The sequence below is a fragment of the Petrotoga sp. 9T1HF07.CasAA.8.2 genome (assembly GCF_002895585.1).
GTDB classification, from domain to species: Bacteria; Thermotogota; Thermotogae; order Petrotogales; family Petrotogaceae; genus Petrotoga; species Petrotoga mobilis.
In genome coordinates, this window is sequence record NZ_AZRI01000029.1 from 115,230 (window position 1) to 135,257 (window position 20,028).

A 20,028-nucleotide genomic window follows, 5' to 3' on the forward strand; every position below is an offset into this window, starting at 1 on the left:
AATTGAAAAGTTTTCTATCAATTTTAAAAACAGGGTGAGTTTTCTCACCCTGTTCATGGAGCTTGTAACATTTAATATATGGGATAACCCTGGTTAGATTCAATATCCTGATCTATCACCCTAACCGCTCTGTCCAGAATTTCTTGGACATCTACACCTCTGATTAGATTTCCTATCATGTCTTGGAAAGCTAAAGTAATAGCAGGGTAACCAGGAGTAACTGGTCGAGGAAGGGCTATTGTATTTAATTGTTGAACATAAATGTTGAGTGGTCCACCCTCTTTGTACAGCTCAGAAAGTTCAATTGCTGAATATCTAGAGGGGACAGCTCCATTGGCATTGGACATTTTAACAATTTCTTCCGGTTTCAAGAGAAATTCTAAGAATTTCCATGAGGCTTCAGGATTTTTTGAGTTGGTTGTTATTGCCCATGCCCAAGATCCCATACCACTAACATGTTTGAAAAATTTTGGAGCAGGAATTAAAACAAGATCATCTCCCAACGCTCCTTTACCTTGTGGATATTCCCAGTGTCCAGCCCATTCTAATGGGATTTCACCGTTCAAAAATTCTACATTATATCCTGGAGGATTTGAATTGACAAATCCTTGTTCAAACAGAGCCTGTAACCAAGATGCAGCTGCAACGGCTTCAGGACCATTTAATACTCCTTCTGCACTCATGTAGGTTTCTCTGTCTATTAAATCAGCTCCAAATCCTTGGAAAAATGGCGACAATCCGTAGGTGTACCATTCTCCTCTATCGTTTGCTTTAAGGTCTAAGGAATAAGTAACTTCTGGTAATTCTTTCAATCTTCTTAGTACATCCATGAATTCGGTAAATGTCCAGGCATCTTCTACGTTTTTTGGGATTCTTACATTGGCTTTTTCCAGCAAGGCTTTATTACCCCACAAGGCTAAACCTGAGTCAAAGGTTCCCAACGCGTATATTTTTCCATTGTAAGTCCCCTGGGCAATAATAGAGGGTAAGAAATCTTCTTTCAACTCTGAGGGCATGAATTCATCTAGGGGTCTCAAATAACCGGCCCATGCATAATTTGAAACAAATGGTCCGTCCAGATCTAATATATCCGGTAAATCTCCAGCCAAAGCAGCGGCGTTCACTTGATCGTTGTAACTACCTTCGGGCAATTGAACAGCAACAACTTTAACTTCGTTCTGCATGGCATTAAATCGTTTTACTTGATCTTCTATAACCTCTCTCTCTTCGCCTCTTCCTGAGTGGAACCACATAGTAATTTCAACTTGACTAAAAACAGAGATGCCCAAAAAGATCAATAAAACAAACAAAATACTTACTACTTTTTTCATTTTGATGACCTCCTCTTATGAAAATTGTTCTTATAGATCCAGAATTAAAAAACAACAACATTCAGCAAAATTCTACAACAAATAACAAAAACTGTCAACTTTCAACAGTGGTGGTTATGGGTAATTATATACGATTATTTTCAATTAAAGACAAATAACTCTAATTTTCTTAGTATTTTAAAAATAAATTGGAGTAATGCAAACCGATTGCCGATAATAATACCTAAACTCTTCAGCTCGCTGTGAGGATAAAGATATTTAAGGGAATTGTTATTTAAATTCTTAAACAAATACCATTTGTTCACGAAACTTATGGTATAATGTAAAAGGTTATTTTGGCCCAAAAAATAGAAAAAGGAGTAAAAACATGACAAAATTTCAACACATGGGCCTTTCTGATAACATACTCAACGCGATTGATAAAAAAGGGTACGAAGAACCAACTCCTATCCAAGAAAAGGTTATACCCCTTCTTTTATCTGGTAAGAATAATGTAATCGGTCAGGCTCAAACTGGTACAGGAAAAACTGCAGCATTTGGTATACCTCTAATTGAAAGATTAGAAGAGAAAGCAAACGACCTTCAAGCTTTGGTATTAACTCCCACAAGAGAGTTAGCTTTGCAAGTTTGTAATGAGATAGACTCATTGAAAGGAAACAAAAGATTGAACCTTCTTCCCGTGTATGGAGGGGTCTCAATTGGAAATCAAATCAGAACCCTCAAAAGAAAAGTAGATTTAGTGGTAGGTACCCCTGGAAGAATAATAGATCATTTGAATAGAGGTACTTTAGATATTAGTAAAATTAAGTATTTGGTCATTGATGAAGCCGATGAAATGCTAGATATGGGTTTTATAGAAGATGTGGAGACGATACTCTCAAAAACTAATAAAGAAAAGCAAATTTTGATGTTTTCAGCTACAATGCCTCAAAGGATTGTTACCCTTGCTAGAAAGTATATGGGAAATTTTCAAACGGTAACAACAGTTCAAGAAAACAAAGAGGACATAACAGTAAAAAAGGCAAAACAAATTTATTACATGATTTCTGAATCTGATAAAATCGAACTTTTGAGTAGACTAATAGATTTAGACACTAATTTTTACGGTCTTGTATTTACTAAAACAAAAGTCCAATCGGAAGAAATCGCAAACGAATTAGTCAGAAAAGGTTACGAAGCAGAAGCCCTGAATGGAGACGTTTCTCAAAATCAAAGAGAAAGAATAATGGATAAATTTAAGAACAAACGAATAAAAATTTTAATAGCCACAGATGTTGCAGCTAGAGGTATAGATATAGACAATCTTAAATACGTTATCAATTATTCTCTTCCACAAAATCCAGAAAATTATATACATCGTATCGGAAGAACTGCAAGGGCCGGAAATGAGGGTACAGCTATTACTTTTGTTACACCTAGCGAGTATAGAAAATTCATGTTCATTAAGCATTCCTCAAAAGCCTTAATAGAAGAAGCTAAAATACCACAAGCAAAAGATATTGTTAATGCAAAAGTTGAAAAAATAAAAGACGAGATCAAATCTAATCTTTCCAAAGATATAGATCCCATATACGAAATCTTGACGGAAAAAATAATAGAGGAAACTGACCAAGAACCCAGTCAAATAATTTCTTCTATTTTAAAGTATTTTTATGGTGGAATCTTGAAAGAAGAAAATTATAACAAAATAAAGGAAGTTAAAAGTTCTTCAAAAAGCAAGGATCAAAGGTTATTTGTTGCATTAGGTAGTTCAAGTAAAATGACACCAAAAAAGCTTGCTGAATTCATTGAAAGGGAAACTGGTGTAACCATTAAAAAAATAAAAGATATCCAAGTAATGGATAAATTTTCTTTTGTGACAGTTCCTTCAGAAAAAGCTGAAGCAATAATAGAGATATTCAAGCAAAAATCAAATAGAAAAAGACCACTCGTAGTAGAAGCTAAGTCCAAAAGAGAAGTGAGAAAGTAAAGGCAAAAAATGGATTATAGAAACAACTAGTTCGATTCTGAAGCATTTTTAACCGCTTCATATACGTTTAAATGTAATCTTTTATCATAAGCTTCGGGTAAGATCCTGGTAGGCGTGGGAATACACGAATTTGAAATTGCAAGTATTGCAGAATGGAGCATTTTTTTAGTTATTTTAGATTTTTTTTCTATCGCTCCCTTCATTATTCCTGGAAAGGCTATGAGATTGTTGATTTGGTTAGGATAATCTGATCTTCCAGTTGCCACTATACTTGCCCCGAAGCTTTTTGCTAATATTGGATCTATTTCTGGCAAAGGGTTGGCAAGTGCAAATATTATAGGATTTTTATTCATCTTTTTTACCATTTCTTCGTTCAAAATATTGCCCTTGGATACCCCTATGAACACATCTGCACCAAAAAGAGCATCTGTGAGATTCCCTATTATATTTTCTGGATTTGTTATCTGCGCTAATTCTTTGTGATATTCATGTAAGCAACTTTCTGGAACATTTTTATTCAATACTCCATTCTTGTCAACTAAAATAAGATTTATAACGCCAAAATCTATCAAAAACTTGGCTATATTGTACCCCGCTGCCCCTATACCGTTAATAACAACTTTAATATTTTTTGCTTCTTTGCCCGTTAATTTCAATGCATTCAACAATCCTGCCGTAACTACTACAGCAGTTCCCTGCTGATCATCATGAAAAACTGGAATATTCATTGTTTTATTCAATTCTTCTAATATTCGAAAACATCTAGGAGCGGAGATATCTTCTAAGTTTATACCTCCAAAAGAAGGTTCTAAGTTTTTCACAATTGAAACAATTTCTTCTGGATCTTGTGTATTCAGGCAAATTGGAAAGGCATCAAGCTGACCAAAAAGATTAAACAACAAGGCTTTACCTTCCATAACGGGAAGCGCTCCATATGGTCCTATGTTACCAAGACCCAATACGGCACTCCCGTCTGAAACGATACCAACGGTGTTCCAACGTCTTGTGTATAAAAATGTATTTTCTGGATCTTTAGAGCATTCTTCTGCAACATCTGCTACCCCAGGAGTGTATAGTAGGGATAACGATTCTTCGTTCAAATTGTCGACGTTCGAAATTGTCCTAATTTTTCCTTTGAGTATTTTGTGTAATTCTTTCGCGTCCAAGATTAACACTCCTTAAAAGTTAGAATATCTGATTGCCGTTTGTATCTATTGCCACCATTAAAGGAAAATCTTTCACGCTTATGTTATAAATAGCTTCTGGCCCTAATTCTGGGAAGGCTAGAACCTTTATATCCTTCACACATTTAGAAAGATATGCAGCTGCACCACTTGGAGTTATAAAATAAACTCGCTTGTATTTCACACAGAGCTTTACTGCTAAATCACTTCTTTTCCCTTTTCCAACCGTTGCTAACACCCCTAATTTAAAGATCATTTCAAGATATTTATCCATTCTTTCACTCGTTGTTGGGCCTATAACGCCTATCTTAGAATTCTTTGGAGGATTAGCAGGACCAGCATAAAAAACAATTTTTTCATTTAAATCTACTGGAAGCTTTGAATTTTCTGATACTAATTCCAAAAGTCTTTGGTGGCCAGCATCCCTCATAACTATCAATTCACCTGTGTATTGTAAGAGTTCTCTGACCTTTAATTTTTTTATTTCATCCATCTTCAAATTTTACCACACCTTTTCTACAAAGGTAACAATCTAAGGAAACCCCAACCGGAAGTGTTGCAACATGGGTGGGAGCATATTCTACATGTACCGAAAAAATCGAAGCCCCCTCTTTTAATCCTTGAAAACCTATTTTTAAAGTATTTAAATCTTTCAATAGCTCTTCCTCAAAATCTGCGTATACAGGGTTTTGATTTCTTTCTTTGAAACTTTTAGTTAAAGCCAATTTGGATAAAACCATCGCTTTATCAGAAGTTCCACCTATTCCTATTCCAACATGTAAAGGCGGACAACCTTTTGCCCCGTTTTCTTTCACATGCCCGATTATTAGATCTTTTAACTCTTGGACATTGATTGATGGTTTTAACATGAACAAGGCTGAAAGGTTCTCGCTTCCCCCACCTTTTACTAAAAATTTGATCTCTAAACTCTTCCCAGAAATTTGAAATATGTGTACAACAGCAGGAATGTTGTTCTTAGTGTTTTTTCTTTCAAAAAGGGGGTCACTGACAAGTGAAAATCGGAATGGATTTTCTGTGTATACCTTTTCAACCACCTCATTTAAAGTTGAAAATATCGGTTCTTCAAGTCTAACTTCGTTTCCTAAAAAAACAAAGAATTCAACAATACCCGTATCTTGACAGAGGGGTAATTTTTCAGCTTCTGCAATTTTATAATTTTCTTTAAGTGCTTGGGAAAATGGGCCAACGTATCCGTCTATGTAAGCTTTTACTTCTGGGTTTATCGTTTCATTGATCTTTAATAAATGATTTGACAATTTTTCTAGTATTTCACGCTTATGTATCATCTCAAACTCCTTTTTTATAATCGATTACTCTCTTTAGAAATTCTAATTGTTTAATCTCTAAAGCTTCTATATTATCGTCTATTTTTCCATTTTTTTGAAATTTTAGCATAAAAAAATGAAAAATTAAGAATTTTTAAGTTTTTAAGTCCTAATCGGCTCTAATCGACTTTAATTGTCTATAATTAGCTTTAATCGGATTTTTATTTTGAGAATTTAAGAGGTATAATATGAATAGTTAAGCGGTTAAGTACTCTTATAATAAAATATTGGAGGATATACAATGCCACCAAAGAAGAATAAAAATTCTCGAATAACTATTGAAGATATTGCACAGATTGCACAAGTTTCTAAAGCTACCGTGTCATACGTGATCAACGATAAACCTGGTGTAAGTGAACCAGTTAGAAATAAAATAAAAAGTATAATTGAAGAAACTAATTATTTTCCTAATTCCGCAGCAAGAGGTTTAGCTGGTGAAAAAACACATTTTGTAGGTTTAGTTATCCCGGATATTTCTGATATGTTTTATGCCAATATAATTAGAGGAGTAGAAAAAACTTTAAATAAAAAAGATTATCTTCTCACCTTATTTACCACACACGCACGACCAGAAAGAGAGCAACAAGTAGTTCGACTGTTGAATAAAAGTATAGTTGACGGGTTAATTATAATGGCCTATTTTATTACTGATAATTTCATAGAATCATTGAAAGAAAGAGAGATTCCTTTTGTCTTTATCGACTATCCACCAAAAGATGAAGAAATTTATTCCGTAATGGTTGACAACGAAAATGGAGCGTATGAGGCGACAGAATATTTGATAAAACTTGGACATAAAAGAATAGCGTTTTTAGCAGGTCCAGAAGTTGCCTGGGATTCAAAGGCACGATTCAAGGGGTATTTAAAGGCATTAAAAACTTATGGAATCCAATTCAGCCCAGAATTAGTTGAAAACGGTAATTTCACAAAAGAAGAAGGATATGCCGCTACAAAAAGATTGTTAGAAAAAAGAGAAAAATTCACTGCTATTTTTTCTTCAAACGATCAAATGGCCATAGGAGCAATAAGGGCTTTAAAAGAAAGTGGTTACAAAATTCCCATAGATATCTCCATTGTGGGGTTTGATAATATCGAGGCCAGTTCTATAATAGAACCGCCTTTAACAACAGTTTCACAGCCCATATATGAAATGGGTAAAAAAGCTGTAGATATTATTACAGCTTTAATCAATGAAGAAAAAATTGAAGAAAAAAGATATATGTTAAAAACAAAATTAATCGAAAGACATTCTTGCATAAGAATTTAAATTTTTATAGATAACTTAACCGATTAAGTAACTATAAATAAAGTTTTTAATAGCCTTTATAACAGTAATTTTAAAAATCAGGAGGGAAGATATGTTCGAGACAAAATACGGATATTTCACAGAAGATGGAAAAGAATTTATTATAACCACACCTAAAACTCCCAAACCTTGGATAAATGTTATTTCTAATAGAGATTATGGAATGATTATATCTCAGAGTGGCTCTGGTTATAGCTGGAGAACGCATGCAAGTTTAAATAGAATTACACGGTGGGAACAAGATCTAATAAAGGATGAATGGGGTAAATATATATACATAAAAGATGATACAAGCGGGGATTTTTGGTCTCCAAGCTGGAAACCCAGTTGTAAAGAACCTCAAGAGTATAAATTAAGACATGGTCAAGGTTATTCCATATTTGAAACCAAATACTTCGATATAAAAACGAATTTAACTATGTTTGTATCTAAAGATGACCCAGTTGAAATATGGAAGTTAACTATAAAAAATACTTCCGAAAAAGAACGTAGACTATCTGTTTACACCTATTTAGAATGGAATTTGGGAGCCGCTCCTGACTGGCACAGAGAGTTTCACAAAACTTTTATAGAAACAGATTTTTTAAACGGTTTAAACTGTATGACGGCTGAAAAAAGAATGTGGGAGATACCAAATGAAAAAGGTCAAAATTGGAACAGAAACTGGGAATATACAGCTTTTCATTCAGTTAGTGAGACAGTGGCAGGATTTGAAGGGTCAAAGGAAAGATTTTTAGGACCGTACGGAAGTGTTTCTAATCCAAAAGCCATTATTACTGGAGAAATATCAAACACCTATGGAAAGTGGGAAGATCCTATTGCCAGCTTAAAAAATCAAATAATTTTAAAACCAGGAGAAGAAAAAACGTTGATTTATCTTCTTGGAGCTGTTTCTCAAAAAAATACCAACGAAAGTGTGAATTTCCTTGTTAAAAAATATCAGACAGTAGAAAGCGTTGAAGAAGAATTTGAAAAAGTAAAGGGTATGTGGGATAAAATGCTTTCGAAATTTACTGTTGAAACTCCAGATAAAGCCCTAGATTTTATGCTAAACAACTGGTTGAAATATCAAGCTATTTCTGGAAGATTGTGGGGAAGGTCGGCTTATTATCAAACTGGTGGTGCATATGGTTTTAGAGACCAGCTTCAAGATAGTCAGATATTTTTGTACATCGATCCTGAACAGACCAAAAATCAAATAAGACTTCATGCAGCCCACCAGTTCAAAGATGGGAGTGTTTACCATTGGTGGCATCCGCTTTCCGAACTTGGCTACAAAAATAATATATCGGATAACAGATTATGGTTGCCTTTTGTTGTTCTAAGGCTTTTAAGAGAAACCAATGATTTAGAATTCTTGAAAGAAAACATAAAGTTCCTGGATGGTGGGGAATCTTCTTTATACGACCATTGTATTAGAGCGATTCACTACAATTTAAATCATATGAGCCCAAGAGGACTTCCTTTAATAGGTGACGGAGACTGGAATGATGGCATGAACGCTGTTGGCACTCAAGGAAAAGGGGAAAGTGTTTGGCTTGGACATTTCTTGTACGGTATTTTAAAAGATTTCTCTGTTGTTTGTGAAAAGATAGGAGATTTAGAAAATATGCAAAGGTTTTTGGATGAAGCTGAAAAGCTTAAAGAAAATATAAACAAATACGCCTGGGATGGAGAATGGTACGTAAGGGCATTCAAAGACAATGGAGAACCGATTGGGAGTAAACAAAACAGTGAAGGTAAGATATTTTTAAACGCACAAACTTGGGCAATAATCAACGGCACCGCAACACAAACACGAATTGAAGCAGCTTATCAATCAGCAAAAAAGTACCTTTTTAAAGATTATGGGCCACTTCTTTTTCAACCAGCATTTGCGAACCCCGATTCAGAAATTGGATACTTAAGCAGATACGCTCCAGGAGTTAGAGAAAATGGTGGATTATACACTCATGCAGGCACTTGGGCGATATTGGCAGCCTCAAAGATGAAAGATCCTGAAACATACAAAATCTACAAAAGCTTTATGCCTATTTATAGGGGTTTGGAACCTGATAAATACTTAGCTGAACCATATGTTACCCCTGGTAACGTTGATGGGCCAGATTCTCCTTATTTTGGACGAGGAGGGTGGACTTGGTATACAGGATCGGCAGCTTGGTATTTCATAGTTGGAGTTGAGGGAATTTTTGGGCTAAAACCCGAATGGGAAGGATTAAGAATAGAACCCTTGTTCCCAGAAGATTGGAAAGAAGTAAAAGTAAGGAGAATATTCAGGGGAAAACAGTTAAACATAACTTACAAAAAAAGTAATGAGAAAAAGATTGTAGTTAATGGTGTAGAAATCAATGGAAATATTATTAATCCGGAATTATTTGAAGAAAGTGTTTTGAACGTTGAAGTACTTTTTTAAAAAGTATAAAAATTTTAGAAACAATTAATTTTCAAAAAATGAGATTTTGATTTTAAAAGGATTACAGGGCAGCTAAAACAGATTGTATGTAGCTTAGAATGATGGAGGTATTTTAAAAATTTTTAGATTCTAGAAGCAAGGTTTAAAGTAGGGTTCAGAGTTTCTAAAGATAGTATAAAATTCTAGAAAAGGAGGAATTTACGATGAGTAAAAAACGATATTTTTTGGTATTAGCGGTTGTGATGTTGTTTTTATCATCTTTCTCTCAAGTGGTAATCCATGATTTCGATTCTACTGTTGGTTTGAACAATGATAACACTGGAGCAACCTTTGAACTGAGTGGTAGATATGTATACAACGGTAAATTTTCTACGATTGTCGTACCTTCAGGCTCATCTGAAGAGACGAAGTTAGCTTTCGAATTATCAGGAGAAAGATTGAGTAAATGGTTTGGTAATGATACATTGCAGCTAGCGCTTTACACAAATCCAAATAGTTCTTTAAAACCTAACAATTTTTTTCTTGGTATGGCTGATGTTACTGAAGGCTGGGAATGGGTTGATGGAATATTCTCTGAAACAACACAAAAAGATGGTTGGAATCTAATAGAGTATAGATTATCCGAAAAGATGCAAGATCTTTTACCTGATAACAAATATATGCTTTACTTTTCCTTTTTCTATTCTGAAGGATCAGCAAAACTTCCTTTAAAGGATCCTTTCTACGTTGACAACCTTGTTGCTTTAAACTCTCAAGAACCACAAACAGAACGGGTATATATTTGGAATATGGACACGATTGAGGAGATAAATACCTTTGGTAACGATAATACAGGAGCTGTTTTCGAGTTAGCCCAAGATCGTGCAGCTGAAGGGTTATACTCCATGAAGGTTATTCCCAACGGTGAGGCAATAGAAACAAAGATAGCAATTGAACTTTCAGGTGAAAAAATTATTTCTTGGTCAGATACCGACAAAGTAACAATGAACGTATATATACCAAAGGACAATAAAATAAAACCAACGATGTATTTCTTAGGTATGGCAGATTTAACAACTGAATGGCAATGGGTTGGAGGGGTATTCTCTCAAACAAGTATAAATGATGGATGGAACAGGATAGAATTTGAGATAGCCGGAGATATGAGCAAATTAAAAGAAGGAAATAAGTACATGATTTACTTGGCTTTTGCTGGTTTCAATCAAAACAATGAAAAAGTACCTTTAACGGAACCATTCTATGTAGATGGGATCTTTGTAGAAAAATCATCAGATTCTAAACCCACAGTGGAAGATCTTTTATCCGCCGTCCCTTCAAAGCTTAAAGAAGAAGTAGAAAATCTTTTAGAACTTGACGATGAAAGCTTATTAGATGAAATACAAAAAAGAACCTTCATGTACCTTTGGAAAGAAGTAAACCCTGAAAATGGTCTGGTAAAAGATAGAAGTACGCCAGATTCAGCTTCAAGTATAGCCGCTGTTGGAATGGCACTTTCAGCTATTCCAGTAGGTATTGAACGGGGATGGATAACTTATGATCAAGGTTACGAAAGAACGTTAACAACGTTAAAAACCTTTGTAGAAGGCAAAGTCGAAGGAATCAATGGTTTTTACTACCATTTTGTGAACATGAATACTGGCAAGAGAGAGTGGAACAGCGAGGTATCTTCTATCGATACCGCAATACTCGTTGCCGGCGCATTGACAGCAGGAGCCTATTTTGAAAATACGGAAGTAGATGAACTAGCAAATAAATTATATGAAAACGTAAATTGGCAATGGATGCTTGCCGGTGGGGACACTTTGTCCATGGGTTGGAAACCAGAGGCAGGTTTCTTAGGCGCTAGATGGGATTCTTTCAACGAAGGATTACTCGCCTATGTGTTAGCTATTGGCTCACCAACCTATCCAGTTCCTGCGGATTCATGGGACAAAATTTTTAGACCCGTAAAAAACGATACATATATTTATCTACCTCAAGAAACACTGTTCGTATACCAATACCCTAATATTTGGATAGATTTTAGAGACAAAGAAGACAAATACGCTAATTATTTCAACAACGCAGTAGCCGCAACAAGATACAACTGGTTATATGCTGTACAGAATCGTTTTAAATACGAAACTTACGCCATGGACATCTGGGGTTTAAGTGCTTCTGATGGACCTACAGGATACAAAGCTTACGGAGCTGTTGATGGGAACAACGATGGAACGGTTGCACCCTATGCATCTATATCATCTATACCATTCACTCCTGATATATCAATGAACGCTATCAGAGGAATGTTGAGTAAATATGGACCGTTAGTATGGGGCGAGTATGGATTTTATAGTGCATTCAACGTAGATGAAGTATGGTTCTCTGATCAATATATAGGGATTGATCAAGGAGATATTATTTTAATGATCGAAAATTATAGGACCGGTTTAATTTGGGAACTTTTCATGAAGAATGAAAATGTTCAAAAGGCTTTAGATGAAATAGGATTCGTTGAAAAAGTATCTGATTATTCAGTTACTCCTTGGTATGTTGAAGAATACAAACGATTGTTAACTAGTTCCGAAGAAAAGTTAGCGGAAGCACCAAAAATTTCAAATAATATAAACATCGACGGGAATTTAGAAGAATGGAAAAACATTCCAAAATATGACGTAACAGAAGATATGAACGTACCAGGCGGTGGAATAAAACCTGTAGATAAAAGGTCTCAGGTTCTACATAGTTACTTTCAAGTTGCATGGGATGATCAAAACTTGTATTTAGCAGCAGACGTATACGATGAAGTTGTCGTTATTAACATAGCCCCCAACGATGTCGGTGGTTATTACAGGACTGATTCAATTGAATTTTATATAAACCCAGCAGTTGCTGGCTCAGATGCGGGAATTTTCAAATTAGCTATTCTTCCATTTGATACAGAAGGAAACGTCCAGGCTGTACGACACGAAGACGCAAAACCAGGTCCAATATCCACAACGGCACCTAAAATGAAGGTAGCTTCTAAAAAAACAGATTATGGATATGTTGTGGAAGTCATGATCCCATTTGAATATTTAGGTATAACGAATCCACAACCTGGTTTAAAACTTGGATTTAGCCACACAATCCATAATTCTAACAAAGGAGATGCGGCTATAGGAGAATATGTGAGAGAGAATATAATTTCTTGGAATCCTCTGCCAGATATTTGGGCAAATCCACAAAATTGGGGAACTTTAGAATTAAAATAAGATTCTTTTCTGAATCAGAATATTAAAAATAAAAAGATTATCAAAAATAAAATTTCGATTTTAAAAGGTTTGCAGGGGGGTAGGGATTTAATAGAAGTTTTAAACTTCTAAATACTGTAAAAAATTGTTATTAGGAGGTGTAGGAACATGAGAAAGACTTTGGTCGTTTTGAGTGTTGTGATGTTGTTGGTTTCATTCAATTTCGGAGCAACAAAGATCACAGTATGGGCTATGGGTGAAGAGGCAAAAAGTTTGGATCAATTAGCTGAGCTTTTCATGGAAGAATACCCTGAATATGAGGTCGATATTCAAGCCATACCCTGGGCAAATGCCTACGATAAAATTTTAACAGGAATCGCTGGCAGACAAGTCCCGGATATTGCACAGATGGGAACAACTTGGATGGCTCCGTTTGGAAGCATGGGAGCGTTTGAAGATTTAGCTCCGTACATAGAAAACTCTGAAGTGGTAAAGCCAGAGAATTTCTTCCAAGGTGCTTGGGAAACAGGAATAGTTGATGGGAAGCAGTTTGGTATTCCTTGGTATGTGGATACTAGAGCTATGTATTACAGAACAGATTTATTAGCGCAAGTAGGTTACGATCATGCTCCTCAAAATTGGGATGAGTTATACGATGCTGTAAAGAAGTTAGTTGAAAATGGTAGTAGATATGGCATTACACTTTACCAACCTCAGGATAATTATCAAGTACTGTTACCATTTGTTTGGCAAAATGGTGGAGATATTTTAGACAGCGCTGGAAATGTGATAGTAGACCAACCAGAATTCGTCGAAGCTTTTGGGTATTACACAAGATTCTTCACTGAAGGATTGACTCCAATTGCTGGTGGAGGGAACCTATTCCAAGATTTTGCCTCTGGAGATACACCAATCTTTTTTTCCGGTCCATGGATGGTTAGTATGATAAGGGCACAAATACCTCAAATAGATGGTAATTGGGATGTTGCATTAATGCCCGAGAATAAAAGCAGAACATCCTTTATGGGTGGCAGTGATTTAGTAATTTTCAGAGATTCCAAAAACAAGGAAGCTGCTTGGAAGTTCATAGAGTTCTTGTCGAGACCGGATATCCAAGTAAAGTGGTACCAAATTGTGAATGCACTACCTTCAGTCCCCAAAGCATGGGAAGATCCTTTATTGCAATCAGATCCGATGATAGCGACGTTTGGTGAACAGTTGAATGATGCAAAAGCTCCTATAAATATACCCGAATTTCAAGAGATCTCAGTTTCGATTGATAGCAGAGTTCAAGAAGCGATTTATGGCAGAAAAACGCCAGAACAAGCAGCTAAAGATTTGAAAAAAGATATTGAAAAGATATTGAAATAATTTGTTTTATGCCCCTCTTGTTACAAAAAAGAGGGGCTTTTGATCAAATTTTTTTGATTTTGATTATTAAGGAGCGATAGAATTGAAGACCCCATTAAGAGCGATTATTGGTTTCATAGGACCTTCAATAATATTATTGTTGATCTTCATGTTAATACCTATAGTAGTTTCTTTAGTCATAAGCTTCACCGATTTCGATGTTTATGCTATATATGATTGGGGAAGAGCTAGTTTTATTGGTTTTGAAAATTACGTAAACTTAATGCAAGACCCCCTTTTTTGGAGGGCTTTACTAAATACACTATATGCATTAGTTGTTGCGATGCCCTTAACAGTAGTATTAGCTTTAAGCTTTGCTGCTCTTATAAATAGGGAAGCCACATATTTTAAGAATTTTTTTAAAGTAAGTTTTTACCTCCCCTCTATTACAAACACAGTTGCAATTGCTATCGTGTGGGCATGGATGCTCAATCCTGATTATGGATTAATAAATTGGTTCTTGGGTTTATTTGGTATACAAGGACCTAATTGGTTAGGTGATCCCATATGGGCAATGCCATCGGTAATAATGCTTGTAGTTTGGAAAGCGGTAGGTTACAACATTATTCTCTTCACGGCTGGTTTACAAAATATACCCGACTATCTATATGAAGCTGCCGAGTTGGATGGAGCTTCAAGGTTTCAACAATTTTTACATGTTACTATCCCATCGTTGAGACCAACGATATTTTTTGTTACAGTTATGACTGTAATAGGTTATTTGCAATTATTTGAAGAACCCTACATGTTAACGGCAGGCGGGCCTTTGAATTCTACTTTATCTATAGTTCTGTATCTGTATCGACAAGGGTTCAGGTTCTTCAAATTAGGGTATGCCTCTTCGATCGCTTTTATGCTATTTTTAATGATATTTGCTTTAACATACATGCAAATGAGTGCAAGAAGATCAGAAGTATAAGAGAGTATTGGTAAGGAGTGATAAATGTGAGATCCAGAAAAGTTTCTCCTATAGAACAAGTGGCGGTACATGGATTATTAATTATCTGGCTGTTAATTTCTGTTATACCTTTTGTATGGATGGTTTCAACTTCTTTTAAGGGACCTGGAGAAATTTTTATATTTCCTCCCAGATGGATCCCTAGAAATCCTACTTTTAATAATTATATAGATTTATTTCAAGAAATGAACTTTGGAAGACCTTTTTTGAATTCTGTTCTTGTTTCTCTTTCTACCACATTTTTATCCGTTTTAATAGCTACTATGGCAGGTTATGGGTTCGCCAAATTCCATTTTAAAAATAAAAACCTTTTGTTTTTGTTTATCTTAGGAACGATAATGGTGCCTGGCCAAATAACTATGATTCCAGTATTTTTGTTGTTGTCACGAATGAATCTATTAAACACCTATTGGGGTTTAATATTGCCTGCTATAGCAAATGCCTTCAACATATTTTTCATGAGACAATACATTATGGGTGTCCCCGACGAACTAATAGAAGCAGCTAAGATAGATGGAGCACATGAAGGATGGATATTTTTTAGAATAATATTGCCTTTGGCCAGACCTGCTATGGCTGCAATAACGATTTTCACATTTACAGGTTCTTGGAACAATTTTTTATGGCCCTTGATTATAGCGACCGATGAAAGCATGTACACACTTCCTGTTGCCGTATCTGTTTTAGGAGGACAATATACTGAAAACATAGCGATGCAAATGGCAGGTTCGGTTATAGTAATTTTGCCTCTAATAATTGTATTTTTATTTACTCAACGATATTTCATAAAAGGAATCACATTTACTGGAATGAAAGGCTAAAAAGTATTACTATATTTATAATATAATTCAAAAAATATTAATGAAATACCTGTATAATAAAAGGGACTAAATTTATCGTAATTAAAGGAGGATTTAGATGGCAAAAGTCAACATTATATTCTATAGTATGTATGGCAGTATTTATCAAATGGCTAAAGCCGAAGCGGAAGGTGCAAAAGAAGTGGAAGGAACGGATGTTAAGATCTACAGAGTGCCTGAAACCGTCCCCGAAGATATTCTAATCCAATCTGGGGCTAAAAAGGCACAAGAACAATTTTTACATATTCCAGTAGCAACGTTGGATTCTTTAGTTGAAGCTGATGCGATAATTTTTGGTACTCCCACTAGATTTGGCATGATGGCGGCACAAATGAGGCAATTTCTTGATACAACAGGTCCACTTTGGGCAAGGGGAAGCTTAGTTGGAAAAATAGGTAGTGTTTTCACTTCTACCAGTACTCAACATGGAGGTCAAGAATCTACCATTTTAAATTTTCATACAACGTTATTGCATCATGGGATGATTATTGTGGGAATTCCTTTCAATGAGCCAGGTCTGAGCGATGTGTCGAATATTCATGGAGGTACACCATATGGTGCCTCGGCAATTATTATCCAAGGCGAGGAAAATAGACCTAATGAAATAGACCTCAACATTGCAAAAAGTCAAGGAAGAAGAGTAGCTGAAATAGCAAAAAAGCTTTTTGGGTGATACTTCAGAGTATAAACTGTAAAATTAAAATATCGACTTTTAAAAACTTTTGAAGGCGCACGATCTGTGCGTCTTTATTTTTTTTGAATTTAAAACTTCAATTGACTTTTAAAAAAATACCTGATATAATTAATTATGATTATTCACTTAGTGTATGAATGAAATGATTAGAGGTGATTTTCTTAATGCTCAATATACAAAATTACACATTTTTTAATCCTTCTCCGAATTTTAGAGAAATGGTGATCTTAAAGTTAATTTCTCAAGAAAATGATATTTCTCAAGATACAATGGCAAAAAAAGTAGGGGTCGTTCCATCTATGATAAACAAGTACTTAAAAGATTTTGAAGAGAATGGAAATATCATAAAAAGCGGTGAAAACAAACGCAATATGAGTTATGAGCTCACAGAGGCAGGAAAAAAGAGGTTGCAATTTTTAACCCTCAGTTTCGTTGACGAGGTTTCTGAGTTATATACAGAAACCAAAGACTCATTCAAAAAAGTTTTTCAAACTCTTAAAAAAGATAATTTAAAGGATATTCTTTTGTATGGTGCGGGGGTTGTTGGAGGAATTGTATTGAAGGTTTTGAAGGATGAAAATATTAATATAATTGGATTTTTGGATGATTCCCCTTTAAAACAAGGTGATAAACTTCAAGGAATAGATATTTACCCTCCGGAAAAAGCCAAAGAGCTAACCTACGATGCACTCATAATAGCTTCTTTTAGGAAGTCAGAAAAAATTTTGGAAAAGGCAACTGAAAAAAATTTGGAAAAATTATATGTTTTTAAGATAGATGAGGAAGGCAATATTTCTTTGGAGGGGAGATGAGATGGAAGACAAGATGAAGGTTCCTCTTTTTGATTTAACACGACAATACGAAAAATTGAGAAAAAATGTTCTAAAAAAGTTGGATGCTGTTTTCACTTCTGGAAATGTGGTTATGGGAAGTAATGTAAAAGCCTTAGAAGAGGAAATTGCAAAGTATATAAACGTAAAGTACGCTATTGGTGTTGCCAATGGCTCTGATGCCTTAAGGATATCCGTTCAAGCTATAGGTATAAAAGAAGGAGATTACGTTATCACCACACCATATACTTTTTTTGCAACCGCAAGTGCAATTTTACTGAATGGCGCCACGCCTATATTTGTGGATGTAGAAGATAAATATTACAACCTTGATTTGGATAAAGTCGAAGATTTGCTTGAGAATCATCCAAAAAAAGAAAAAATTAAAGCGATTATTCCTGTACACCTTTTTGGAAAAACCGTTGATTTAGAGAGATTGGAAAGAATAAGAGAGAATTACAACATAAAAATTATAGAAGACGCCGCTCAGTCTATTGGATCTGTATGGCACTTTAAGAATGGTGAAAGAAAATTTAGTGGCAGCATCGGAGATTTGGGCATATTTTCCTTCTTCCCAACAAAAAATCTAGGTGGTTATGGTGATGGTGGAATGGTTGTTACAAACAATGCGGATTTGGCAGATAGGATCAGAAAATTAAGAGTTCATGGTGCTGCAAAAAAATATTATCACGATGAAGTTGGTTACAATTCAAGATTAGACGAAGTTCAAGCTGCAATATTGAGAATAAAACTAAACAATTTAGATGAATACATTGATAAAAGAATAAAAAAGGCAAAAAATTATGAAGAATTATTTGAATTACATAACCTCAACGAAGATTTAAGTTATCCTGCTTATTTTAACGACAGAACCCATGTCTATCACCAATACGTAGTCACTTTGAATAACCCCAAAGATAGGGATAAATTGAAAAAATTCTTAGAAAATAAAGGGGTTGGAACATCGATATACTATCCTCTTGGTTTGCACCTTCAAAAGTGTTTTGAGAACTTGGGTTATAAAGAAGGGGACTTCCCTGTAGCTGAAAATGCATCTAAATCGACGTTAGCCTTGCCAATGTTTCCAGAGCTCACCAAAAAAGAGCAGGAATACGTAGTTAAAAGTATTAAAGAGTTTTTTTCAAAATAGTTTTAGAGTTTCTAAAGATAGCGATATTTTAGAAAGAGGAGGACTAAAAAATGGCATTATTGGATAAAATAAAAGATAAAACTGCAAAGATAGGGGTAATAGGTTTGGGTTATGTTGGTTTACCTCTTGCCGTGGAAAAGGCGAAGGCAGGGTACAAGGTTTTAGGATTCGATATTCAAAAAGAAAAAGTAGAAAAGGTCAACAAAGGGATAAATTATATCGGAGATGTTGTAAATTCAGAGTTAGAAAAGCTGGTTGACGATGGTTATCTAAGCGCTACAGGCGATTATGATAGAATAAAGGAGTGCGATTGTGTAACAATATGTGTTCCAACTCCTTTGGATAAATACAAACAACCTGATTTAAGTTTTGTTGTTGATTCAACCAAAGAGGTAGCCAAAAGGCTTCATCCAGAAATGTTGATTGTTTTAGAAAGCACTACTTATCCGGGAACTACCGAAGAAGTAATTCTGCCGTTATTACAAGAGTATGGGTTCAAGGTTGGAAAAGATTTTTATTTAGCTTTTAGCCCAGAAAGGGTGGATCCAGGAAATTTGATTTACAAGACGAAAAATACACCAAAAGTAGTCGGTGGAGTTACCGAAAAATGCACTTTACATGCAAAAACCCTCTATGAAAACGTATTAAACGCAGAAGTTTTCACCGTTTCATCCCCTAAGGAAGCAGAAATGTCAAAAATTTTGGAAAATACCTTTAGAATAGTCAATATTGGTCTCATCAATGAAATGGCTATCTTAGCAAAGAAAATGGGAATAAATATCTGGCAGGTCATAGATGCAGCTGCTACAAAGCCTTTTGGATTCATGCCCTTTTATCCAGGACCAGGTGTGGGCGGTCATTGTATTCCAATAGATCCTTTTTATTTAACGTATAAAGCTAGAGAGTTTGACTATCACACAAGGATAATAGAATTGGCTGGGGAAATAAACGATTATATGCCTGAGTATGTAATTGAAAGACTAATGGACATTTTAAACGAAAATAAAAAGTGTTTGAATGGTTCCAAAATATTGATGTTAGGGGTGAGTTATAAAAACGATATAGACGATTTAAGAGAGTCTCCTGCTTTGAAAGTTTTGGAGCTTTTGGAAAAAAAGGGTGCAGAAGTGAAGATTCATGACCCTTATATAAAAAATTTTTCTCACAAAGGAATAGAGTATAAAACGGTAGACTTAACAAAAGAATTGTTAGAGGAATCAGATGCGGTTTTAATTACTACTGGGCACAAAAAGGTGAATTACAATTTCGTTTTGGAAAATGCTGATATAGTTTTTGATACAAAAAATGTCACAAAAGGGCTTAGAGAGAAGTATCCAGAAAAAGTTTCTTTATTATGAAAAGTTT

The 20,028-nt window shown here is 35.0% G+C and carries 16 protein-coding genes; 12 read left to right on the top strand and 4 right to left on the bottom strand.

Features of this window, described 5'->3' with window-relative positions; translation table 11 throughout:
- Positions 1-71: 71 nt before the first annotated feature.
- On the bottom strand, positions 72-1,331 hold the full coding sequence (locus X925_RS06415; RefSeq protein ID WP_103066635.1) for a sugar ABC transporter substrate-binding protein: 1,260 nt from the start codon (positions 1,329-1,331) through the stop codon (positions 72-74).
- Positions 1,332-1,348: 17 nt separating this feature from the next.
- Between X925_RS06415 and X925_RS10320 the strand changes: the two genes are divergently transcribed.
- Together X925_RS10320 and X925_RS06420 are read left to right on the top strand one after the other, a co-directional pair.
- Positions 1,349-1,489 (top strand): hypothetical protein, encoded by a 141-nt coding sequence (locus X925_RS10320; protein WP_158245433.1) that lies wholly within the window; start codon positions 1,349-1,351, stop codon positions 1,487-1,489.
- A gap of 209 nt (positions 1,490-1,698) precedes the next feature.
- Positions 1,699-3,300, top strand: a complete 1,602-nt coding sequence (locus X925_RS06420) for a DEAD/DEAH box helicase (protein ID WP_103066636.1) — start codon at positions 1,699-1,701, stop codon at positions 3,298-3,300.
- A gap of 26 nt (positions 3,301-3,326) precedes the next feature.
- Here X925_RS06420 and X925_RS06425 read toward each other — a convergent pair whose 3' ends face one another.
- Genes X925_RS06425 through X925_RS06435 form a run of 3 tightly spaced genes read right to left on the bottom strand, consistent with a single transcriptional unit; the run spans position 3,327 to position 5,791 of the window.
- Positions 3,327-4,466, bottom strand: coding sequence for an NADP-dependent malic enzyme (locus X925_RS06425; protein WP_103066637.1), 1,140 nt, complete (start codon positions 4,464-4,466; stop codon positions 3,327-3,329).
- Positions 4,467-4,485: 19 nt separating this feature from the next.
- Complete coding sequence (locus tag X925_RS06430) at positions 4,486-4,977, bottom strand: FumA C-terminus/TtdB family hydratase beta subunit (protein ID WP_103066664.1); 492 nt, start codon at positions 4,975-4,977, stop codon at positions 4,486-4,488.
- Positions 4,970-5,791 carry a fumarate hydratase gene (locus X925_RS06435; RefSeq protein WP_103066638.1) on the bottom strand — a complete coding sequence of 274 codons (822 nt, stop codon included), beginning with the start codon at positions 5,789-5,791 and terminating at the stop codon, positions 4,970-4,972. Before X925_RS06435 ends, X925_RS06430 begins: the two co-directional genes overlap by 8 nt.
- Before the next feature lie 280 nt (positions 5,792-6,071).
- On the opposite strand from X925_RS06435, the gene X925_RS06440 reads away from it, so the two are divergent.
- The 10 genes from X925_RS06440 (at position 6,072) to X925_RS06485 (ending at position 20,021) form a co-directional block, all read left to right on the top strand.
- Positions 6,072-7,097 carry a LacI family DNA-binding transcriptional regulator gene (locus X925_RS06440; RefSeq protein ID WP_103066639.1) on the top strand — a complete coding sequence of 342 codons (1,026 nt, stop codon included), beginning with the start codon at positions 6,072-6,074 and terminating at the stop codon, positions 7,095-7,097.
- A gap of 91 nt (positions 7,098-7,188) precedes the next feature.
- Positions 7,189-9,549, top strand: a complete 2,361-nt coding sequence (locus X925_RS06445) for a GH36-type glycosyl hydrolase domain-containing protein (protein WP_103066640.1) — start codon at positions 7,189-7,191, stop codon at positions 9,547-9,549.
- Positions 9,550-9,752: 203 nt separating this feature from the next.
- Positions 9,753-12,782 carry a glucoamylase family protein gene (locus X925_RS06450; protein WP_121959469.1) on the top strand — a complete coding sequence of 1,010 codons (3,030 nt, stop codon included), beginning with the start codon at positions 9,753-9,755 and terminating at the stop codon, positions 12,780-12,782.
- A 147-nt stretch (positions 12,783-12,929) separates the two neighbouring features.
- Positions 12,930-14,132 (top strand): sugar ABC transporter substrate-binding protein, encoded by a 1,203-nt coding sequence (locus tag X925_RS06455; RefSeq protein ID WP_103066642.1) that lies wholly within the window; start codon positions 12,930-12,932, stop codon positions 14,130-14,132.
- Positions 14,133-14,214: 82 nt separating this feature from the next.
- Entirely contained in the window at positions 14,215-15,090 is an 876-nt protein-coding gene (locus X925_RS06460) for a carbohydrate ABC transporter permease (protein WP_121959470.1), read from the top strand.
- Positions 15,091-15,116: 26 nt separating this feature from the next.
- Complete coding sequence (locus tag X925_RS06465) at positions 15,117-15,950, top strand: carbohydrate ABC transporter permease (RefSeq protein ID WP_121959471.1); 834 nt, start codon at positions 15,117-15,119, stop codon at positions 15,948-15,950.
- Between the two features lie 97 nt (positions 15,951-16,047).
- A complete protein-coding gene (gene wrbA, locus X925_RS06470) occupies positions 16,048-16,662 on the top strand; it encodes an NAD(P)H:quinone oxidoreductase (RefSeq protein ID WP_121959472.1) in 615 nt (204 codons plus the stop codon).
- Between the two features lie 185 nt (positions 16,663-16,847).
- Positions 16,848-17,495: a winged helix-turn-helix transcriptional regulator gene (locus tag X925_RS06475; protein WP_012208784.1), complete on the top strand. Its 648-nt coding sequence runs from the start codon at positions 16,848-16,850 to the stop codon at positions 17,493-17,495.
- Between the two features lies 1 nt (position 17,496).
- Positions 17,497-18,663 (top strand): DegT/DnrJ/EryC1/StrS aminotransferase family protein, encoded by a 1,167-nt coding sequence (locus X925_RS06480; RefSeq protein WP_121959473.1) that lies wholly within the window; start codon positions 17,497-17,499, stop codon positions 18,661-18,663.
- Positions 18,664-18,713: 50 nt separating this feature from the next.
- Positions 18,714-20,021: a nucleotide sugar dehydrogenase gene (locus X925_RS06485; protein WP_121959474.1), complete on the top strand. Its 1,308-nt coding sequence runs from the start codon at positions 18,714-18,716 to the stop codon at positions 20,019-20,021.
- The last annotated feature ends 7 nt before the right edge of the window (positions 20,022-20,028 follow it).

Coding starts and splice junctions, on each gene's coding strand:
- X925_RS10320 (WP_158245433.1), top strand. CDS start 1,349: ATGAAAATTGTTCTTATAGATCCAGAATTAAAAAACAACAACATTCAG.
- X925_RS06475 (WP_012208784.1), top strand. CDS start 16,848: ATGCTCAATATACAAAATTACACATTTTTTAATCCTTCTCCGAATTTT.
- X925_RS06445 (WP_103066640.1), top strand. CDS start 7,189: ATGTTCGAGACAAAATACGGATATTTCACAGAAGATGGAAAAGAATTT.
- X925_RS06440 (WP_103066639.1), top strand. CDS start 6,072: ATGCCACCAAAGAAGAATAAAAATTCTCGAATAACTATTGAAGATATT.
- X925_RS06430 (WP_103066664.1), bottom strand. CDS start 4,977: ATGGATGAAATAAAAAAATTAAAGGTCAGAGAACTCTTACAATACACA.
- X925_RS06485 (WP_121959474.1), top strand. CDS start 18,714: ATGGCATTATTGGATAAAATAAAAGATAAAACTGCAAAGATAGGGGTA.
- X925_RS06480 (WP_121959473.1), top strand. CDS start 17,497: ATGGAAGACAAGATGAAGGTTCCTCTTTTTGATTTAACACGACAATAC.
- wrbA (WP_121959472.1), top strand. CDS start 16,048: ATGGCAAAAGTCAACATTATATTCTATAGTATGTATGGCAGTATTTAT.
- X925_RS06415 (WP_103066635.1), bottom strand. CDS start 1,331: ATGAAAAAAGTAGTAAGTATTTTGTTTGTTTTATTGATCTTTTTGGGC.
- X925_RS06420 (WP_103066636.1), top strand. CDS start 1,699: ATGACAAAATTTCAACACATGGGCCTTTCTGATAACATACTCAACGCG.
- X925_RS06435 (WP_103066638.1), bottom strand. CDS start 5,791: ATGATACATAAGCGTGAAATACTAGAAAAATTGTCAAATCATTTATTA.
- X925_RS06450 (WP_121959469.1), top strand. CDS start 9,753: ATGAGTAAAAAACGATATTTTTTGGTATTAGCGGTTGTGATGTTGTTT.
- X925_RS06455 (WP_103066642.1), top strand. CDS start 12,930: ATGAGAAAGACTTTGGTCGTTTTGAGTGTTGTGATGTTGTTGGTTTCA.